At 39.9% G+C, this 21,575-nt stretch carries 17 protein-coding genes and 1 pseudogene; all 18 read right to left on the minus strand.

Translation table 11 applies throughout. From position 1 onward, the window contains the following. Window positions 1-116: 116 nt before the first annotated feature. The gene (locus tag L3Q70_RS19650) at window positions 117-800 is read right to left on the minus strand and encodes a GAD-like domain-containing protein (protein WP_237115422.1); all 684 of its coding nucleotides are present in this window, start codon (window positions 798-800) and stop codon (window positions 117-119) included. Then, a complete protein-coding gene (locus L3Q70_RS20390; RefSeq protein ID WP_276574959.1) occupies window positions 801-1,982 on the minus strand; it encodes a polymorphic toxin type 15 domain-containing protein in 1,182 nt (393 codons plus the stop codon). It lies immediately after the preceding gene. 132 nt (window positions 1,983-2,114) lie between these two features. Continuing rightward, window positions 2,115-2,246, minus strand: a pseudogene (locus L3Q70_RS20395) (hypothetical protein); the annotation flags it as partial. A 214-nt stretch (window positions 2,247-2,460) separates the two neighbouring features. Beyond that, the gene (locus tag L3Q70_RS19665; RefSeq protein WP_062567644.1) at window positions 2,461-2,961 is read right to left on the minus strand and encodes a hypothetical protein; all 501 of its coding nucleotides are present in this window, start codon (window positions 2,959-2,961) and stop codon (window positions 2,461-2,463) included. 113 nt (window positions 2,962-3,074) lie between these two features. Next, window positions 3,075-3,467 (minus strand): hypothetical protein, encoded by a 393-nt coding sequence (locus L3Q70_RS19670; RefSeq protein WP_062567645.1) that lies wholly within the window; start codon window positions 3,465-3,467, stop codon window positions 3,075-3,077. After that, complete coding sequence (locus tag L3Q70_RS19675) at window positions 3,464-8,164, minus strand: RHS repeat-associated core domain-containing protein (RefSeq protein WP_237115423.1); 4,701 nt, start codon at window positions 8,162-8,164, stop codon at window positions 3,464-3,466. Before L3Q70_RS19675 ends, L3Q70_RS19670 begins: the two co-directional genes overlap by 4 nt. After that, the gene (locus L3Q70_RS19680; RefSeq protein WP_237115424.1) at window positions 8,164-9,009 is read right to left on the minus strand and encodes a hypothetical protein; all 846 of its coding nucleotides are present in this window, start codon (window positions 9,007-9,009) and stop codon (window positions 8,164-8,166) included. The genes L3Q70_RS19675 and L3Q70_RS19680 overlap by 1 nt, the downstream gene beginning before the upstream one ends. Beyond that, window positions 9,006-10,022 carry a hypothetical protein gene (locus L3Q70_RS19685; protein WP_237115425.1) on the minus strand — a complete coding sequence of 339 codons (1,017 nt, stop codon included), beginning with the start codon at window positions 10,020-10,022 and terminating at the stop codon, window positions 9,006-9,008. Before L3Q70_RS19685 ends, L3Q70_RS19680 begins: the two co-directional genes overlap by 4 nt. A 2-nt stretch (window positions 10,023-10,024) precedes the next feature. After that, a complete protein-coding gene (locus L3Q70_RS19690; RefSeq protein WP_062567648.1) occupies window positions 10,025-10,315 on the minus strand; it encodes a PAAR domain-containing protein in 291 nt (96 codons plus the stop codon). Window positions 10,316-10,340: 25 nt separating this feature from the next. After that, a complete protein-coding gene (locus tag L3Q70_RS19695) occupies window positions 10,341-10,697 on the minus strand; it encodes a hypothetical protein (RefSeq protein WP_062567649.1) in 357 nt (118 codons plus the stop codon). Between the two features lie 3 nt (window positions 10,698-10,700). Beyond that, window positions 10,701-12,554 carry a type VI secretion system tip protein TssI/VgrG gene (gene tssI / locus L3Q70_RS19700; protein WP_130151803.1) on the minus strand — a complete coding sequence of 618 codons (1,854 nt, stop codon included), beginning with the start codon at window positions 12,552-12,554 and terminating at the stop codon, window positions 10,701-10,703. A 71-nt stretch (window positions 12,555-12,625) separates the two neighbouring features. Beyond that, a complete protein-coding gene (locus L3Q70_RS19705) occupies window positions 12,626-13,105 on the minus strand; it encodes a type VI secretion system tube protein Hcp (protein ID WP_062567651.1) in 480 nt (159 codons plus the stop codon). Window positions 13,106-13,331: 226 nt separating this feature from the next. After that, entirely contained in the window at window positions 13,332-15,935 is a 2,604-nt protein-coding gene (tssH, locus tag L3Q70_RS19710) for a type VI secretion system ATPase TssH (protein ID WP_062567652.1), read from the minus strand. A 19-nt stretch (window positions 15,936-15,954) separates the two neighbouring features. After that, window positions 15,955-16,935: a type VI secretion system baseplate subunit TssG gene (tssG, locus tag L3Q70_RS19715; RefSeq protein WP_062567653.1), complete on the minus strand. Its 981-nt coding sequence runs from the start codon at window positions 16,933-16,935 to the stop codon at window positions 15,955-15,957. Then, on the minus strand, window positions 16,932-18,758 hold the full coding sequence (gene tssF / locus L3Q70_RS19720; protein WP_237115426.1) for a type VI secretion system baseplate subunit TssF: 1,827 nt from the start codon (window positions 18,756-18,758) through the stop codon (window positions 16,932-16,934). Before tssF ends, tssG begins: the two co-directional genes overlap by 4 nt. Further along, on the minus strand, window positions 18,755-19,240 hold the full coding sequence (gene tssE / locus L3Q70_RS19725; RefSeq protein ID WP_062567655.1) for a type VI secretion system baseplate subunit TssE: 486 nt from the start codon (window positions 19,238-19,240) through the stop codon (window positions 18,755-18,757). The genes tssF and tssE overlap by 4 nt, the downstream gene beginning before the upstream one ends. Before the next feature lie 17 nt (window positions 19,241-19,257). Then, a complete protein-coding gene (locus tag L3Q70_RS19730; RefSeq protein ID WP_062567656.1) occupies window positions 19,258-20,025 on the minus strand; it encodes a type VI secretion system accessory protein TagJ in 768 nt (255 codons plus the stop codon). Between the two features lie 2 nt (window positions 20,026-20,027). Then, on the minus strand, window positions 20,028-21,554 hold the full coding sequence (tssC, locus tag L3Q70_RS19735; RefSeq protein WP_062567657.1) for a type VI secretion system contractile sheath large subunit: 1,527 nt from the start codon (window positions 21,552-21,554) through the stop codon (window positions 20,028-20,030). Window positions 21,555-21,575 lie beyond the last annotated feature (21 nt).

Raw genomic sequence — 21,575 nt, forward strand, 5'->3', positions numbered from 1 at the left:
CCTTTTCATGTATTTATTTTCAAAGCCATTTCATATTAACGTTCGACGAAATGGCTTATTTAGTACCTAGGGATACTCAATTGATTATTAATTAAAGTAGTTAACCGCCTGAAGCATTAATTCTTATGTAGTTCATTAGACATAGAGACAATATCTGCCATTATGCGTTTCTCGCCCAATTCAGCCAGAAAGTTCAAATGCTCAATCGCCTTTACTTTCTGCAAATTTTCAAGCTTATTTACACCACCAAGAGCCAACGCGGGAACAAACGCATACATTTCATCAGCTTCTAAGGGGCCAAGCTTCTTAAGTGCTTGTTCAAACAAAGGCTTTTCGTCAACACCTTTTTGATCAAATGACTCTTTACTTTGAACTGCAAAAAATAAGTCAATTGAACGTTCCTCCCCTCGCTCCTTTAATTTTTCAGAGTAATCTGTTGGGAAAATCATGCCAAAGTTTGAATTAACATCTATACTCTGACCTGATGTCTTCCCCCAAACAATTAAATCTCCAAAGGCACCGCGGCCAATAACATAATATTTATCTAACCCGTTTTTTTCACGTTCAGCGAATTCGGTGCCCTCAAGCCATGTTTGTAAAATATCATGGTAATCCTGTGGGTTAACAATCCAAAAAATGCCATCACCCCAGCCACAAAAACCATACTCTTGCCAGTATTCAAGCAAACGTTCAGGAAGTTTGCCTTTAAAAAATTCAAGCGTTTCATTGCTTGGCATTGTCGCTTTTATCGCGGGACCAAATCCCGCATAATTGTAAAAGTTATCAAAAAACTTATTCATTTATTTACACCTATGTAAATCTACATTCATCTTAGCATCTGGTCCTATCTCTTCGAGTGCTTTTTGAGCCTGAGCATCCATTTTTGCGACACGGCTTCCATCTAATTTATTGCCTGCAGTATCTCTACCATTATTCTTCCACTGTGAACCAATTGACTTATTGACACTTGCATCGCCTAAGTCCACTACACTATCATAACCGCCAGCTATCATATCAGGGTTGTGAAGAGCATTAAGGGTTTTCATGTCTACTTCAGCTAACTCTTTAGCCTTGTGAGCAGCTTCATCACCAAAAAACTCTCCACTAGCAATCAGTTCATCCTTATATTTATTTATCAATTTAAATCGGAACTTTTCTCGTGCCTCTTGTTGAGCAGCCCCCGTGCCTTGACGGCCAATTTTTTTGTATGCCTCACGATTATCTAAGTACTCTTTAACTGTCATGTCGTTAATACCATCTTGCTGGCCTTTCAATTGACGATCATACTCAGCATCTGTACCTTTTTTATTCTTTTTGAAACAAGCAACTTTATGTAAGTCCATTTCTCTAGCTGCTTTTTTAGCTGCCTGAGTCACCGTTGTTTGTGCCGCATCTGCGACATCATCTAACTTTTTAACCGCAGGCTCGAGTGCTTTGTCAGCTACTCTCCCAGGTATAAGTGCAATACCCGCTGTTGCAACCCCAGCGGCTGTGACGCCTGTTTCTACCATTTGGGTTATTGCCTCAGCAGCATCTGCAAACCCTTCTACGAACCACTCTACGGGCACAATTGCAACTGGGGTTATTGCATCAGCCATAGGGTCGTTATGATCATACGCAGGCACTTCAATTGTTTTAGTTTCCTTACAACTCAACCCAAACGGATCCACCCAATTCACTGGGTTTGGCGCATATTGGTAATGATTAATACCACCTACTAAACCAATCGGGTCTTGGTTTATAAAACGTTGTTGTTTTGGGCTATAGTAACGGTAGCGGTTGTAGTGAAGACCACTTTCCTCATCAAAATACTGCCCTTGAAAACGTATTGGCTGAGTGAAGGTGTTTTCTTTATTAAAGTCAGTATCGGCTTCTGGCTCTTCATAGCCATACACATCCGCGTGGTTTTGCCATACCACTTCTGCGTTTTTATTAGTTACAAAACGTGGGGTGTTGAGCTGGTCTAGGTGGTAGTAATACACCTCACCTTGTTTAATCAATGCGACTGGGTGAAATTGATTGGGTAGGTTGATGTACCACGTATATTCACCGTGCTGGTATTCGCCAATTAATTGGTCGTTGTCCCAAATGTAATCAATCTTGCCATGCTCGGTATGCTTGGCGATGCGTCGACCCAGTGGGTCGTAGTCGTAATGCGTGAGCGTACCATTGTTGTTAAAGCTGCTTAATTGGTTGAACGCATTGTATTCACGGTGTGTTTTAATACCTTTACCGGTTTCACGAATTTGGTTGCCACATTCATCGTAATGAAAGTCGCTGTAGCCAAAGTGTGTTGGACAAAAATATCAACACGGTTTGAGCAAAACTGCCCAAACCTTTAAAACATCCATGTTGTTAAAGAGCGTTGTTGTTAGTATATAAATTTATAATTGCTGTCTATGTAATGCTAGGTGTTCTCGAAGTCAGGATTTAATCCCTTTGGATTTTATAGAATATTTATCACTCATTTGAATCATCGAAGTCAACCTCAGTGCCAAATGGCACCATTATGGCTTTCTCAACCATATGCTCTACTTTCTCATCATTTAACCTAGATAGGGAGTAAAATAGTTTTTGATTGACATACTTTGGTGTAGAGCCTTCATTTTTATCAAATGCTAAAAATGGATTACTATCGCATATTTCCGATGCTTTAAAATTGTGTAAAGTATTAATGTATGACTTAAGATCTTTAAAACTGTAAAGCTCTTTTAAAGAAGCAAGATCATCGTACTCCTCTTGATTCTCAGGAAAGTCGAACAAAAATACACCTTGAGCAGGTAAGGAATATTGTTGACAACAAAGTTCACAGTACCAAACCAAGTTATAATGATCAGCACTAAAACCAATAATGTATGGTTTCGGAGTTATTTCACTCTTTTTATTAATAGAATCGTTTAAATGGCTACACACTTTTTCACTTGAATTAAAAGCAAAATTTAATTTTTTATCAGATTTCATGCGCTGCCCCCAAATTTGGAAAGTTTCATCCTAAAAAACCTTACAAGGCTTAAGTAAAACAATATGTGTTTATTCTGCAAATTGAAGCTCGTTCCTACAATATTGTATTAAAATCAATCAAACTTAGGACGGAGTTTCTCTCGCATTTCGAACATATTACTAGGTGTAATGGCCCACCGTTTTGGATCATCAAATTCGAAATCAATTTTGAAGCGCTTTGTTTCTTTTTCCATTTGAAATAATAGTTGATTAAACTTTTCACCGCATTGCAAATAAATATCTTCTCTTAATTGTTCTAAAGTATTATCTAATAGCAATTGTTCATCTTCAATTGAAGCTATAGCAGGTCTAACCTTTTCACCATCGTATAAAAAACCTGAATTAGATATGTGCCCTTCTCCGAACTCAAAAATAAACACAAACTCTGTCCAAGGATTTTCCACAACTTTCTTACAACGCAAAAATAATCCAGCAATCTCGATTAATGTTTCATCTTTAATATTCATAAAATTCCTTTAAACTTCTCAATATCTTTCTTTGCAACCCGCCCAAAAGTCTCACCGCTCTGGTTATTAAACTTGTGTCGTTTTTCATAAACCACATCACCAGTTTTTGAGTCACATACCTCGTACTCACTAATTACATCAGTAGGCCGAACAGCTCCAGAAGGCTCAAGCGAAACCTTTAGCTTGACTTCAAATCCAGCTTCGGTCCAATCTGCCCACTCATTTTCCATCGACTTATAACTACCTCGATTGAAGTTAGAGTTCTGTGGGAATAAGTTCTTCGTTCCTTGATCACTCATAAAGCGATGGCCAACTAAATGACCGCCATCATCATCAGCTAGCCTATCTTCACCTCCAGCTTCACTTTGTGCTTTTTTCTCTTCATGTGAGCGTTTACCATGATAAGTAGATTTCAACGTTGCCTCAACTGAAATAGGCCTACCTTTACTATCAATTTTCCAAGTTGCTTTATTATCCTTAAACTCTTCCACAACTTCTGAAATATCTTCTTCACCTATCTTCCCATTCATCATATCACGTGTAAATTTACGGACTGATTTATCTCGAATAGAAGAGTTTTTAGGTGTACCTTCTATCCCACCAGCCTCCAACACGTCGAAAACGTGCGTTAAGCAACTTTGAGTAGCAGCATCATATAGAGGTGTTTGTAAATTATCAGGATCACCATCGGCTGCATCTAGGGCTATTTCACTATTGAGCATTAGCTGCCTCTGTAAATCAATCGCAGCTATCGCATCTGGCAACTTTATTGTAGCTTTTTCTATCAATTTACCTGCAAAGTCATCCTCTTCATCGTAGCTATCAATAAGGGTTCTACTACTAATACCATTATCATCAGTTCCACCCAGTTGATGTGTCTTAGTCACTTCAAGTTTAGTTTTTACCTGAATGGCAAAATGAGTATCTTTACCCCTGCCTATTCTAAGGACGGTGGCAATACCTTCCTTACAACTCAATCCAAACGGATCCACCCAATTAACTGGGTTCGGCGCATATTGGTAATGATTAATACCTCCCACTAAACCAATCGGGTCTTGGTTTATAAAGCGCTGCTGTTTTGGGCTATAATAACGGTAGCGGTTGTAGTGAAGACCACTTTCCTCATCAAAATACTGCCCTTGAAAACGTATTGGCTGAGTGAAGCTGTTTTTAATAGATGCCTCAGGCTCTTCATAGCCATACACATCCGCGTGGTTTTGCCATACAACTTCTGCGTTGTTGTTGGTTACAAAACGTGGGGTGTTGAGCTGGTCTAAGTGGTAGTAATACACCTCACCCTGTTTAATCAGTGCAACTGGGTGAAATTGATTGGGTAGGTTGATGTACCAGGTATATTCGCCGTGTTGGTATTCGCCAATTAGCTGGTCGTTATCCCAAATGTAATCAATCTTGCCATGCTCGGTATGCTTGGCAATGCGTCGACCCAATGGGTCGTAGTCGTAATGAGTGAGCGTACCATTGTTATTAAAGCTGCTTAATTGGTTGAACGCATTGTATTCACGGTGTGTTTTAATACCTTTACCGGTTTCACGTATTTGGTTACCACATTCATCGTAATGAAAGTCGCTGTCGCCAAAGTGTGTTAAGCGGTCGGCCTCGGTTGTGCTTTGAATTACAGTATCATCAGTTAAGTTACTATCTGATGCTGCAATCGAATCGCTGTATTCACTGTGAATAACATCATTTGTATACGCTGAATCGTTATTTTCAACGTGATTAATTGCATCGCTGGTATCAGCTTGCTGGTCGGTTAATTCGCCATTTTTTAGTTTTGATTGGCTAACAGGGTTACCAAAGCTGTCCCACTGGTATTGGGTAGTCGTATCAACCTCAGCGCTTGCTAGGTTTTGCTTAATTAACTGGCCAAGGCTGTTGTATTCAAAATTAATGTTATGACTACTAACCCCTTCTTCTTTACGCGCAATCAACTGGTTTACACTGTCGTAATTGTACGTACAGGTATCGAATAGTGCTTGCGCAGGATGGGTTAACTGCTGCTGTGTTAAGCGGTTGAATACATCAAACTGTTGAGTAAGGGTGACCTCATTACCAAAGTGCTGTGTTTGAATGTTATTTTGGCTGTCGTAACCAAGTTCAACCAGTTTTGTTAAATCGCCACTGGCCTGTTTTACTTGAATTGCACTAAGCTGACCAAATTCATTGTAGTGATAATCAAGCGTTGTTGAGTCTGGCAGAGCGAGAGACTGCCTTCTCCCATAGTCATCATAGGTGTATGCAAGTTTATGTGTTTGATGTTGATTATGAATTTGCTCAACATCGATTAATCGACCACCTTTATCAAACGCTTGTTTTATCGTCGACTGCGCATTATGAGCGCGAGCTATTTTGCCTTCTGCCGTGTAGGTGTAATGGTTAGCGTTATTAATGATTTGTTTGCCTGTGGCAAGGCTTGCGTGCTGCGAAATTATGCGGCCTAGTTTGTCACGCTTAATTTTTACATGGCGTTTATCGCTTTGTGTTACTGACACTAAGCGATTACAAGCATCATACTTGTATTGTTGTATCGTGCCATCAAAACCCGTTACCTGAGTTGGGTTTTCGTTTGCATCGTAGTTTATACGGTATACATGGCCGTCACTGCGCTCAATAGCCGTTAAGTTGCGCTCTTTATCATAAGTTAAATGCAGTGCGCTGCCGTCGGGTTGAATAACACAATGCGGCTGGCTTAGCCCTTCAAAGTGTTGCTCTGTGGTATCGCCGTTGCTGTTTTGTGAGCTAACTAACCTACCCGCTTCATCGTATGTGAAGTATTGCTGTTGTTTATTTTCTGGATCATTTTGAGCAAACGCGGTGGTTTGCACAAGTTGCCCCTGCTCATTGTATTTATACTGAGTAAGCAGCCCTGCTTGGTTTATTGTTGCATTAATGCGGCCTAAGTTATCGTAGCTATAACGAATAAGCTCATTATTATGCTGCTTAGCAAGTAACTCACCATGTTCGTTCCACGTATATTTTAAAACATGGCCGTTAGGCGTGATGTGTTGCGTTAAATTACCTTGTTGATCGTAGCTATAAAGCGCAATTCGACCATCTGCTAGGGTTTCGCTTTGCAGTAATCCAGAGGCACTGTACTTACGTTGGATCTTGTCGCCATTTGGCAAGATAGTTAACACTTGTTGGCCGAGTTGGTTATAGCCAAACTGAGTACGAGTACCATCAGGTTGAGTAACAGAGGCAAGCTGACCATACTCTGTATAGGCATATTGAGTTTGATTGCCCAAGGGGTCTGTTTGTGTCAGCTTTTGTCCAAGCGCATTGTATCCGTAGGTTGTGGTGTGACCGTTGGCATCCGTATGCTCAATCAATTTACCTTGTTCGTTATGAACAAAATGCTCTTGATTACCGCGAGAGTCGATACTGGTTGTTTTATTCCCTTGATACTCAAACTCATAGCAATAGGTATTGTCATCACCCCATTGTTTTATACATTTGGCATCGTAACCGTATGAATCCCATTCAAAATGATGACTAAAACCGCTTGCTCTGGTCCGCTTTATTAATAAATGCGCAGCATTGTACTCATAGCGCTCTTGCTCACCATGTTGGTTTGTTGCAGCAACTAAATTTTGCTGTTCATCGTATTCATAACGTGCCAGAGGCTGATCAATCAGAACAAGCTTATTGTGTTCATTTGTTCTATAGGCATGAACTGCTTTTAGCAGTCCTTGTTTATTATATTTTAAAACGCAACCACGTGCTTTATTCACCTCTATGCGCTCTAAGCGCTCTTGAGAGTCATAATAAAAACGTGTGCTCTGGCCTTTTTCGTTAATGATCTTTTCAAGTAACCACGCAGACTCACTAGGCATAAACGTTAAATGATGGTCATTCGGTGTTACCAACACTTGTTTGCCGTTTGTTTTGTAATGTAAGGCAAGGTTACTGCTCAGCTGGTAGCTAGACTGGCCTGGTTTTACTTTTTCAAATCGATGAGTCGCACCATGTTCATCATGGTACTCTAACCAGTAAGTGCCTTTTTTCTTCGGGCCAACTTTTGGGGGTGGTAAGTAATGCTCTGTTAATTTCACCATGTAATCATGGCGCCACCCATTACCGAGCAGTGAGCGTTGATTACACTTTGATGAGCGATACAAACGTCGCCAATTAAGTGGCTTATTCGCAGCGAGCGTAAAATCCACTAACGGCAGTATTTCCTCACCCGTCAACATTGAAACAGGGTCTGAACGACATTCTTGCTCTGTAATCGGGGTTTCACTGGCAGTGGCATTGCTTGCCCCCCCGCTATTACTTGCAGGTGCTTGCGTTGCTTTTTTACCGCTACTTGAGCTGCTTTTTGATTGTGATTTTTTGGCTTGCGATGAACGAGTATTATCGCTCACTTGAATAACTGTTTTCGCTTTTTGTCGGTAACAGCTCACTGCGCCTGAGGTAAGCGCACTCACTAAGGCTGTGGCGGTTTCACGCGCAGATGCCTGCCTTGGACAATGAATACCCGCAGCTTGTAGTAGTTGAATGAGATCTAAACGTTTCGATGCATCACCACTTAATGCCGTGCCTAACTCAGCAACGTACTTGTACGCACTATCCGGCGTGCTCGTCGAAACAGGCTCAAAGCCACTGGGGGCTTTTTGCTTAGCTAACACCACACAAATTGGGTAGCTTATTCCTTGTAAAACAACTGCTCTGCTATCCATTAGTTGCACACTTCCTTACTTGTCCATAAGTATGACGCGACGGCTTGGTACTTGTTACTTTCTTGAGTTATCACTAACGCCTGAGACAAACTGTCATTGTAAAATGGGCTATTTGTCAGCGTTGCAAGGTTGATAATCCCTTCTAATGCACCTAGTTTTCCTAATTTATAATTAGGTAATTGAAAAATCGTCTGTTCATTAATTTTGTTACTTAACACTGGTAAATAATTTAACCAGTCATCACTTTCTACGCCATTTCCTGGGGCGAAAATTATATCTATTGGCTGCTCATTAAGCGATAAAACACGCTTTAGCTCCCCTTGAATAGGGTTATGCTTAGCAAGGTCTATCGAAGCAACCATCTCTGCTGATTGTAACACCCATCCAGTATTTATAAACTCGATATTAGCCGTGCTTGCAGCAACACCTAAATAATCAAATTGTTCGCGCTTATTTGCTTTAAAAACACCATCAATGGCGATCACTGTTACATTTTCAAGGCTGCTCTGTTGAGCCAGCATAAGTGCTGAATGTATACCATGGCAACCTTCAAAAAACAGGTGCTCTAAGGGCGTGCCAAAGCATTGCTGTAAGCTCGTTGCAAAAAGTGTTTTTAGTTCACCTTGAAACGGCAACGCAGGCAAAAGCCACATTACAGTACCATTTTGCGCGAAATCCGTTTTAAAAACAGACTTAGCTTTCATGATGCAGTCATACACAAACGCATCAGTTGAATGCCAAGGAACTACACAGCCTTCACTAGAACCACCTTCTAATAGTAATTCTTCAGGACTGAGCTTATACGGCGTTTCAAACTGGTCGATGTTAATTTTAAATGCACTCAATTAACACTCTCTTGATAGTTTTTACTATCCAACTTAAGTGCATTTAAAATTGCTAATACTTGCCAGCTTTGTTGATCAACACCTTGCTGTTTTACTTTATCAATCGGTTGATTTAATGCATAGCCATATACTAAAGTTTTGCCAGCATAATATGACTCGTGCTCAGGCCAATGCTGGTTAAACTGCTGTTGAAAATCAACGATCGCTTGTGCATCTGTTTGTGCTTGCACCTGAGTTTCATAGGCCACTAAATTATCTAATTCAGCCCCCAAACAACGCTTTATACCATTAATAAGTGGCTCTGCATCCTCAACATCCGATAACAACGACACAACTAACGGAACATATTTAGGCATGCCTGTATGCAACATCACTTGTAACGCCTCTTCTCGAGACAGTGCTTGGCTTGCAAAGTTGCATACATGATTCACGCGTTGTTGATCCAGCAATAATAAATAAGCAGACATTAACGGTGAATTAATTAAATTTAGCTCAGCAAAATCGTTCGTGGTTTTAAACAACGCCTTTGTTGTTGGTAATTCTATAGCGGCTTGTTTAAATGCTTTAAATAACTCAGCATGCTGAGCAGACTGACTAAAGTAAATCGGCTTAAGTGCATCAAATGTCTGCGCATAAGCCGTTTCTGTTCGACCACGATAAATTGCTAACTTTTCAACGAGTAGCTGTTTAACTGGCAGCTCTTTTTCGTCATTTTCATTTAACTGCGCTACGCACTCATGAGTTAACTTTTTAGGCGACATTAATAACGTGACCAAGCATGCTTCAGCCAATGTGCTAGCTAATACTTCGCCAGTGTTCAACTCTCGAAGTGCTTGCAATAACTGCGCGGCTGACAATGTAACTTGCAGAATCTCAGAATCATAAGCATGAAGTTTTAATATGAGTTGCTGACGAGCTTGCATCAAATAGTCAACAGAATAGAAAGGATTCTGTTGTGCACTGTGTAGTTGATTTAAAGTATTTGAATGCGCTTTTAGCAACATAGCAAGCATGATTAACCGCCGATCAACACGGTTGGATTACCAACGATAATTTTGCCGCCATGAGACGTTCCGTCTCCCATTCTAGCTGCTGGCTTTCCGTTTATTTTAACGGTAGATGATCCGCTATTGATGCTATCAGGAGGGCCAACACAAATCAGCATATCGCCTTTTCTTGCTGCTGGCATACTACCAATTAATACATTTGATGAACCCGCCACAATTGGGCCACCAACGTGAGGAACTTGTGCAGTTACTTTAGGACAAAGGTGCATATGACCAATTGTTGAAGCGGGTTTACCCATAACCTATTCCTTGTTTTCACATCCATTAATCGTACAGAGGGATAACTTGTAACTTATTAACACTTACAAGCTTCGCCAGCTCTTCTACGATATCATCATAAGATAAGTCGTTTATGATTGAGCTAGTCTGTGTCGCATATTGATATACATAAGAAAGCACATTACTACTGTTCAAATTAGGATGAAGGTTATAAAAAAATTGCTCAGCAAAATAACCATCATGGCCTTTAAAGTAATCAATTGGCAGACTCAAAAAAGGATCATCCGGACGGTTTACCGATAAACACACTAAATGCGGTAAACCATAGCGACAATACACGGTAAAGCCGCTGCTAGCAGCTCCATGAACAGCACCTGTTTGAAAAGTTGTAATCAGTTCCATAGCTTAATTCAGCTTAATCATGCCGGCAGAGAGTGTAATTGCACTGCCATCTACTTTTACATTACTGCCTTTGATATCAATATTTGTGCCTTCAATGGCAATATTACCACTGCTGCTCATCGTTATTTTTGCTGAGCCCGTTTTAATAACAATTTCTTTTCCAGCTTCAATGTTAAGTGTTTTACCCACTTTTAAAGTGTCATTATCGCCAATATCAACCGTACGATTTACTTTTATTTTAGCGTCATCGTTGTTGCCAACTTCTAGAAAACGATCGTTATCAATTTTTTCTTTTTGATCGTTCTTTACATACAATTGTTTGTCTTTTTCTGCTTGCATGTAAACTAATTCGCTGCCTTTTTTATCTTCAAAACGCAGCTCATTAAAGTTATCGGCCCCACCTTCTTTTGTAGAGCGAGTTTTTATACCACTTTGTGTTTTTTCAGCAGGTAAAGCATACGGAGGCATTAGATCGGCGTTATAAACCGCGCCGCTAATTATCGGTTGGTCAGGGTCACCATTTATAAAGTCGACCAACACCTCTTGTCCAACGCGAGGGAAAAAGAATGCGCCCCATTTTTTACCGGCCCAATTTTGAGCAACCCTAATCCAACACGAGCTTTGAGAATCTTTTTTACCTTCACGGTCCCAATCAAATTGCACTTTTACACGACCATACTGGTCGATCATAATTTCATCGGCACTGTCACCCGTCACGATGGCCGTTTGTACACCGTTTATAACAGGTTTATTTTTAATATGGGCTGCACGGTAAGGCACATCTTTTGGAACACACTCAAAGTGATTAGAAAAAACCTCTTCAGTTTGAGATTGTTGTCCGCCAGATTGGTTTGGCACCGTGATCGCGGTTAGCAATGAGGTAATTGCAAATGTTTTGCCCTCTAGGCGCGGATCTTCGTGCTTTTTAAAACTGAACAGTTTACCAACAGAAAAAGATCGGCAGTCACTTCGACCACTACTTAATTTCATATTTCGCTGGAGTGACTCTAGCTGCAGTGCCGCTAAATTTGCAGCACGAGGATGCGTTTCTGCTTCGCCTGTGTATTCAAATACTTCGGCAACCGACTGAGTGGGTAAATCAGCTTTAGCGTGATCACCATCTGGGTATCTTGGCGGTTGCTTAAAATCATAACCAATTCGTTTGTAGCTGCCTGGTGCTAAACTTAAGCCACCTTGCCATTTATTGACATGAGACTCGCTTAAATGGCCAGAGCTAAACACAACTTTAGCCTCCGCGCACTCTTCATAGGCAGTGATATCATCCGCAAGAACCAAAGTATGATTACTTTTACTGTGTTCGAAGAAGTAAAAAATCCCTTCTTGTTGTAGTAATCGCTGAATAAAGTCAAAGTCAGATTCTTGATATTGAACACAATATTCATACTTAGGGTACGTTTTAGTGGTGTTATCTTTGAATGCAACATTATGCTGACCAAATAAATCAGCAAAAATATCTTGAATGGTTTTCTTTTGAAAAATACGGCTGTTCTTTCTGTTACGCATTGACGCTGCGTAAGGAACAATCGTTGCGTGATAATCAATATAGTTCTTTTGTTCGTCAACATCAGCCGTGCGGCTTCCGTTAGATACCAACTGGCTAACAATACCATGAAAGTATCGCTCACCTGCACCGTCGGCATTTCGAACTTTTATGGAAACAGGCTTACCAACAAGATCTTCATGTGCGATTTGCGTCCCAATAGTGAACATATTCACTGACATCACAAACAAATCTGACATCGATTCTTGTGCGACAAGTCGAGTCAAATACAGTGCGTCTTTGCCTGCTGGGGTGTTTATCTGAATTACATTTTTATCTTGTGTTGCTTTTTGCATTCCTTGCTTCCTATTCCTACAGATCAAAAAAGCTCTGAGTAAAACTCAGAGCTAGTCGGTTTTGCAAAAAATTACATTTGCTGACCTTTAACGCCACTGTAACCATAAACAAGTGGTGCAGTGATGTTGTTTTTATCATCAGTAGGCGTCACTGTCATCATCATTTCAGTGTAGCTGATAGTGATAGTTTCAATTGGGCGATCGTTTTGAACTGATACAGAGTAGCTAGAAATCATTGCATCTGTTAATTCGATTTTCATGATTTCTTCAACTTTATCACCTTGTTTAGTGATATGGAAAACAGCCGGTAAGCCTTTACCAATAGTTGCTTCTTTGAATAAGTCCGGAGACGCTTTATCTTGAAGTTTAGTGATAGTTACATCGCCTAAACGAGTTGAGCTAGACTCACGGTCCATTGCTGTACCAGTGTGAGCTGAAATTTCACGACTTACATTCCAATCTAGTGATAAAACCGTGATTAAGTCTTTGAAAGACTCAGCTGTAGTTTCACCTTTAATTGAACCGTATTTTAAATATGTATTTGCTTGCATATGATAATGCTCCTTTTTAATTTATAAATTTTATCCATTAAACTGGATTATTTACTTTTGGTTACCCAAAATTCCTTTGAAATCACTATCTTTAACTGCGCAACGAAAGGGTCTTCTCAATCCTTTCCCTAGACGAAGACAATGTCTCAATGTTCCATCAATTAATGAAGACGGAGAAATTATAATCCGACTCAAAAAAAGAAACAAGAAAACTTATGATTAATAATTAACTTACTTTAAAATCAAAGTGACCATCATTAATAAATAATGATATCTCATTTAACTGCTCACCTGAAACTATGTTATCAAGTAGTCTCTTCGATAAAAGTGGCAATACATTATTTTGCAACAATGTATGTATATTCCTAGCACCCGAACCAGAGTCATTGCAATTACTAACTATATAATCAATAACGCAATCAGAGTATACAAGCTCAGAATTATAATTATTCTTAACTCGCTTACATATTTTATTCAACTGTAGTCTTGCTATATCTGCAAGAGTACTCTTACTTAATGGAATGTAAGGAATAACATTTATGCGGCCAAGAAACGCTGCTTTAAACACATCTAACAAATCATTTTGTAATGCTTTTTGCAGACCGGCAATGCTTGGTGCAGTCTCCTCATCCTCAAATAAGCTCATTGTGGTGTCGGTACCCACGTTAGAAGTCATGATGATGATGGTATTTTTGAAGTCGATATCTCTACCTTCACCATCCTTTATCGTACCTTTATCAAATACTTGATAGAAAATATCGTGAACACCTGGGTGTGCTTTTTCTATTTCATCTAACAAAATTACGCTATAAGGTTTACGACGAATAGCTTCTGTTAGTACACCGCCCTCACCGTAACCAACATAACCAGGAGGAGAGCCAAGTAACAGCGACACTTTATGCTCTTCTTTATACTCAGACATATTAATGATGGTGATATTTTCTTCACTACCATACACTTCGTTCGCTAAAGAAAGCGCAGTTTCTGTTTTACCTACCCCGCTTGGGCCTGCCAACATAAAGATACCATTAGGACGGCTTTCATCGGCTAAATGTGCTTTCGATGTTTGCACAACTTTCGCAATCAGATCGAGTGCATGGTCTTGGCCTACAACACGTTGTTTCATAGTATCAGCAAGTTTTAAAACACTGATAACTTCATCTTCATGCATTTTACCTACAGGAATACCAGTCCAATCAGAAATAACTTGGGCAATTAATTCATCATCGACTTGCCAATGCACCATATTCGAATCAAATTGTGCAAGGTTCTCTTTATACTGCTGCAGTTTCTGAATTTCCTCAGCGTTGTCATTGTCATCATCGTTAAGCGCAGTAAGTACTTCTTTTACGTCTTTAATTAATGACATTTCACTCTCAAATTGCGCTTTTAGAGGTTCAAGCTGCTGAGAGATTTGTTCACTTTTTTCGTTAAGTGTTGCAAGTATCTCGCTGTGATCAAGGCCTGTACGCTGTTCACGGCTTAACATAGCAATTTGAGATTTAATTTCTGACTGCTCGTTTTCTAGCTTTTCAATCGAGTTAGGTTTAGATGCTTGGCTCATAGCAACGCGCGCGCATGCAGTATCAAGTAATCCAACCGCTTTATCTGGCAGTTGTCTGCCAATGATATAGCGATGAGATAAGTTAACAGCGCTTTCTAATGCTTGCTCAGAAATAAATACATTATGGTGTTTTTCCATCACTGGCACTAAGCCGCGTAACATAGCAATGGCTTTTTCTGGTGTTGGTTCTTCCACTTTAACGACTTGGAAACGTCTTGCTAATGCAGCATCTTTTTCGAAAAACTTCTTATACTCAGCCCATGTTGTTGCAGCAATCGTTCTTAACTCACCACGCGCTAATGCAGGCTTTAATAAATTTGCCGCATCATTTTGACCCGCTTGGCCACCGCTGCCGATCATGGTGTGTGCTTCATCGATGAAAAGGATGACTGGGTAAGGGGCATTTTTAATTTCTGAAATAAGTGACTTTAAGCGATTTTCAAACTCACCTTTCATACCTGCGCCAGCTTGTAATAGTGCAAGATCTAAAGTATGGATTTTTACATTTTTTAATACTTCAGGAACACTTCCTTGCGCTATACGCAGTGCTAAACCTTCAACTACCGCAGTTTTACCTACCCCTGCTTCGCCCGTTAAAATTGGGTTGTTTTGTCTGCGGCGGGTAAGAATATCGACCATTTGGCGGATTTCAAAATCGCGGCCTAAGATAGGATCAATTTTGCCAGCTTTAGCTTGCGCCGTTAAATCAACTGTAAACTGATCGAGATTAGGTGTTTTCGATGACACATTTACCGGCGCATCTTGTTGTGTCTGTGAAGCAGGGTTTACCTCATTCGACTTAGTAACAAGTTCTGGCCAAGCATGTAAAAGTTGCCCTGCATCAATTTTATTGAACTCTTTACTACAACGGCTGACAACGCTTGCTAACGTATCGTCTTTCACTAGCGTATAAATAATGTAGGCACTGCGTATTTGTGTGTCTGTAAACTCAATGCTTGTACTTAGCCAAGTTTGTTTCAATAAGCTTGTTACATGAATTGATAAACTAGGTGATGAGTTACACCCTGTTTTATGCGATTCAAGTGACTTATTTAAGTCGTGCTTAAGTTTGTCTTCATCAATATCGTAAGCACTTAAAATGAGTCTAAGGTCATCAACTTGCTGTTCAAGCAATGCTAAAATCCAATGCTCTAGTTCAACAGTAAAATGGCTGCGGCTATTACAAATAGCAACAGCTAGCTCAAGACTTTTTTTACATTCAGGACTTAGCTTTTCAACTAGTTTATTTAGTGTCATGGTAGACATAATATTTCCTTGTATTTATTTATCCTTTAAACGACAACTCAGTGACGTTTCCCTTACGAACACCACTTTGCGGTAAAAGAAAGCTATTACAGCCTAATTGAAAACGCTCTTCTTTTAGTTGTGTTGCATCTAATTCATAAAAATTCGACTTAATAACCAGCTCATGTTGAACTTGATTACCGAGAAAATCTTTCGTTATTTTGTGTGCCAGATCGTATAAATCTCTGCGCGGTAAAAGACGCGTTGTTTGCTTTGCATCTTTTGGTTTAACAATCACTTTTACTTTTGTAGAAATATCCCATACTTGCTTTCCTGCCATCGCATCAACACCTAAACGCGCATGCTTTGCATTAAAACCCGTACTGGTTATTTGTGTTTGTTCGCTTTGTTTTAATGGTTGCCACTGGCCAACAAACTGCGCAATCTCAACATCACAATCGAGATAGAAAGCGAGAATATTTCGCAAATCAGCAGCATTACGTGCTCTTCGGCTAAATAAGCCACCAAAATACAACTGGTGCGGGGCACGACCGCCGCTTAGCAAAGATAAGATCTTTGTATGTTGATCATGCTCTTTATTGGCAAAGTTAAGTGTGGGCTTATACTTCTTCCAAGCACGATAATATAAAGAGACTAAGCGATGATTAAACATGTCATAGAAATCACGCATGGTTGTATCTTTAAAGCGCAACCTTTGCATCACCAGCTCACTATAAAAATGAGGCAACGCACCAGAGCATCCCGTCATTCCCATAAATGAGACTTCCATATTAAATTTTGTGGCGCCTTCGTATGTTCCTGATGATTTTAGGTTTGTGATCGCATTGCCGGCAAAACCAAATTTTTGAGTGGCCGAAAAACGAATAAGTTCTAGTTTAGGGTGACTGTCATAGCCAACCTTACGATACTGCTGCGCAGATTCTTGTAACTGTGATTCAATAATGAATACGGCTTTATAAAAATCAGTTTGAGTTGCACTGTGCAGTAACTTATCAATCATAGTAAAACCCCAGAACCAACCCGAGCAGGCCATTGATGGTAAACTCGATCTTGCTCTTTGAGTTTTAAACTCAAACGGGTGAAGCTATTAATTGAAGCAAATTGTGAGAAAAAACAATCTAAAACAGATGCAAAAAAGAATACACCACTGCCCGAGAAGTCATCATTTGCAAAGGTAATTTCGATATCTGTGCCAGATGCAAACGCCACTCGACCATTTTGCACTACACGCGCCGTTGCTGGCTCAATCTTTACATTGTAGATATTATCGATCATGCCTTTTGATTGTGGCGTTGCTTTGAAATCATATAATCGAAGTGTTTCTTTCAACTTATCGACTGCGTTTTCACCGCTAAATGAATCAATGGTAAGGTGATTAATTAACTGCCAACGCGTGCTACTTCCTAATACCGGTCTGACTGCGTGAGTAGGTGCCACTAAACACCTAATTTTTTTAATTACATCGCCCCGTTTTGGCATAGACAAACCAAGTTCATCATCACCAAACGGTAAGCTTGCTGGCAGATTTCGGTTACTGCATTGAGCGCGCACGGTTAACACACTATTGCCTTCACTCAGCTCTTGGGCGCTATTTTCAAAGCCACCATTAACTAAAGATAAATAGGTTTCTGTCCCCGCCTCTGCATAGCCGCCAGCCCATAAAGCGGTTTCACGGCGTGTATGCCAAAATAGATCTTTATGTTCTTGATATTTAGGGTGTGTTTGCCCATAAAAAGGCGTAACGATTTGTTTATTACCTTTATGGTCAAATGCCACGACTTCTTCAATGCTTATGATTTCAGATATTTCAGAATCGATATAACGTGGTGCAAGCTTGTACTCGTACTCACTTAGCTCAGGTCTGATCGGCTCAATTTCTTGTTCAAACATATTAATAATGGGTGTGCATCCCAATAAGAACATGTCTTTATCAACCTGTTTTTCTAACTCTGTAGATTCTGTATCTAAATAGAAATACAAGGTCGTTGTGTTTGAATCACGCGGCAACACATGGCGAATATTTTGTAATTCGAAAAATTTAAACTTTTCAGGAAAGATAAAGTGTTCAACCAATAACCTAAAGCCAGATGAAGAGCGAAATGAATAAGGCACTACAGCCTCATCGTGCTCAAAACCAACAGGCTTTAAATGCTCATTTGACAGATAGTGAACACCTTCATCGCCATTATCAACGGCAATACCAATACAGTGTTTAAATAATAATTCGTACACTTTTAACGAAAAATGCCACTGCCCGTGTATAAATACTTTTAGATTATTAAGCTCAGTCTCATGCAGCGGTACTCCTTCGTACTCACCTGTGAGCTGTACTTTGAAAATGGCTTTTGCAGGCTCATTCCAAGTTGGTTTTGGTGCAATAAACGGACTATTATCAAATTGAGCCGCCGTGATTTCAACTGGCCAAAGGTTGGTGTCAAAGCAGCTTTTAAACTTACACTGCTTCATGTTTTCAACATTAGTCTCGACTTCACTTCCTCTCGGTATGACGATACCGGTTGTCGATAAGTTTTCTGACTCAAGCTTAATAACAGACAATGAAGGGATAGGTGCTTGGTAATCGGGATAGAGCTGACCTAATAGTGCATCTGTAAGTTCAGGAAAACTATCATCAAGCTTTTGTCTGATGTTGGCTGTCAAAAACGCAAATGATTCAATCAACCTTGAAACATGAGGATCTTCAATCGTTTCATCACTGAGCTTTAGTCTTCCAGCAACCTTTGGGTACTTCTCAGCAAAGTCTTTACCTAAGTGGCGAACATACGCCAACTCACGGTTGTAATATTTTAATAATTCATCATTCATAGTGAAGACTCGAAAATTTTCATGCCAAGGCTAACCGGCTCAACCTCAGAGTTAAAACTAATAAACTCAGGCTCAGGATCGGCATATAACAATGCATTTATTCTTAGGTTTAAAACACGATTAATTGGCAACTCTTCGTCAACTAACACTTCAACTTCAATGAAACGCGGCTCAAATCGTAAAATGGCATCGCGTACTTTTTCGCACAACACGAGTCGCCCTTCATGAGAGCTCACAGACATACTCGAAAAGTCGGGGAGCCCATAAGATAAGCAAGATGTCGCAAGCTCAGTATACTGACTAGGCCATGTATGCCATTGAATACGAGCATTAAGCAAAGCTTCCATATCTCGTCGCACTGAATTTTTTAACTGAGATAAACTAATTCCATCCGTTCTTTGTGGCGACTCCTGAATTTCAGGTTCATCGTCAATTAAACGGTCTAGAATCGAAGCTTTAAGTGACTGTTTGCTTTCAATCATGATTATGCGAACACTGCTTAAGCGATGAAACGACCAAGGTCAGAAATAAGAATAGCTTCATCATTTGCATAAAACATTTTCATTCCTTTACCTTGAATCAAGTTTTCACTTAATTCTTGCCATTCAGTCACTTGCCCTAGCTTCTCAAGCTCCGTTTCAGAGTACGGGTAAACGAGAGGGATATGAGCTGTACCACTTGGGCCATTCTTGATGATAACTTCAGCGCGCAACCAAATTTGTTCAACAATTGAATCAACAGGTTCGAACTCAAGCTTTTCAATTTCATCAAAGCGAGCTAAATAAAACTCACCGTTCGTTCCAAGTATCTCTAAATACGGATTAATCGAATCATCTAGGTCACGGATGGCAGCTTGTTGATCTTCAACCGTGTTAGTACGAAGCTGCTCAACTTGCGCTGCAATTTCAGTTGCTTTATCAATATCATTAGCTAGTAAGTTGATATGCATTTCAAGAAAAGCTTCATCTAGCTCATTCGCATCATGAAATAACTTGGGTGCAGCTTTACCCGCGTAAAAGTCTTGTCTTGCTTGCTCTGCTCTAATCAGGTGTCTTAAATTAACAGCGCCTACAGCAAATTCTGGTGACTTGGTGACCATAAAATCAAGCTGTTTATCTGCCTTTTCTAATTCACCATTGACACATAACAATTCCGTGTAAGCACTTCTGATGTCAAAATTAAGCGGATCATCTTTTAATTTTTCAGCACAATACTCAAGTGCTTCTGTTAATTTTCCGTTTCTGATGAGTGCATGGATCTCTCTCATTTTTATTCCTTTATTTGGTGGTGAGGACTGAGCTCAGTCACTAATTTGATACTCGATATCATTTGATCAAGTTGAAAATGCGGCTGTAGTTGCAAAACTGAAAAATAATGCCCTGGCCTCGATTTATTTTCGGTCACTCTCACTTTTGCATTCGCAAGTGGGTATTTACTACGAATATGCTCAGACGCGGAGTCAGACGCCGTAGTGTAATTATTGACCCACGATTGCAACCCTTGCTCACATGCTTGTGCTGTGCTGTACGAGCCAACACGGTCACGGGCAAGTAATTTTAAATAATGGGCAAACCGTGACACACATAAAATATATTGCAGCATGGATGACAGGCGCGCATTGACAGTTGAAACTTCACTGTCGTAGTACTTAGCCTGTTGTACCGAAGCATTACTATAAAAAACTAAGTGTTCAGTATTTGTCACAGATGATGCAGGGATAAAACCTAACTCAGAGAATTGTTTTTCTAATTTACTCGTTACAATTAAATCCAGCGGTGGTTTCGCTTCTTTTCTGTAAACATCTGTCGAATAATAGTTTTTCGTAAGGCCGGTGACGATGCCTTTGGAAACCTTACCAGGCTCAATACCACGAATTTGACCAAACCAACCACTTTCAGAGTAAGCACGCACAAGCGTTAATACAAACTGATAAGCTGCATTGCCCCAAAGCATTTCGGTTTCTGGGCTGGTTATTCGTTCTTGATAAGCAAAATCTTGGTTGCGAGTGCCATCATTTTTATAAGGGGCACGCGCCAGCACATGGGGTAAAACAAGGCCTACAAAGCGTGAATCTTCCATCTGCCGAAAGCTTCGCCATTTAACATATTCAACTTGTTCGAATTGATTATATAAGTCGAAGTAATAACCAAGATCAGCAAAACTATCGGCACCGAATAAGTTTGCCGAAGCTGAACTTATAAACGGTGAAAAAGAGGCAGCGGCTACTTTAGATATTTCTTTTAACGTATCTATGTCGTTATAAATCGTCCCTTTTGTATACCCATTGGTAATTTCATAATCACCAATAAGCACACCAAATGGCTCTCCACCTGGACGGTCAAATTCATTTTGATAAATAAGTTGAAAGAAACTACTTTGATCAAAGTCGATTGCTTTATTTACATCACGAGATAGCGTAATCCAATCGCAATTAAGTACACGCAACTTCACTTTTTTTTCTTTGTCGTGAAGTTCGGTTTGTCCTACTAACCACCACAAATTACGCCAACTTGCTTCTAAGCGTTGTAATTGTGGGTGATGTAAAATGTGATCCAATTGCTTAGATATAAGTGCGTCTATTTTGACAATGGTATGTTGTAAATACGAACCAACTGATTCTTTGTTCCATATTAATGGTGAATCTGATGAGCCTTCAAGCCATAGCAACAGTGCCTTATAGGTGTCTTTCTCGTTGAGAAAACGTTCCAATAAAGCACTATTATCACAAATATTAGATGCTGTATTGTGATTCAATACAGCATCTGATTCTATGAATGAAAACTCTTCGGAGTTCATTTTGCATCATCCTTAATGCAC

The sequence above is a fragment of the Pseudoalteromonas sp. CF6-2 genome (assembly GCF_021729425.1).
Classification (GTDB): Bacteria; Pseudomonadota; Gammaproteobacteria; order Enterobacterales; family Alteromonadaceae; genus Pseudoalteromonas; species Pseudoalteromonas arabiensis.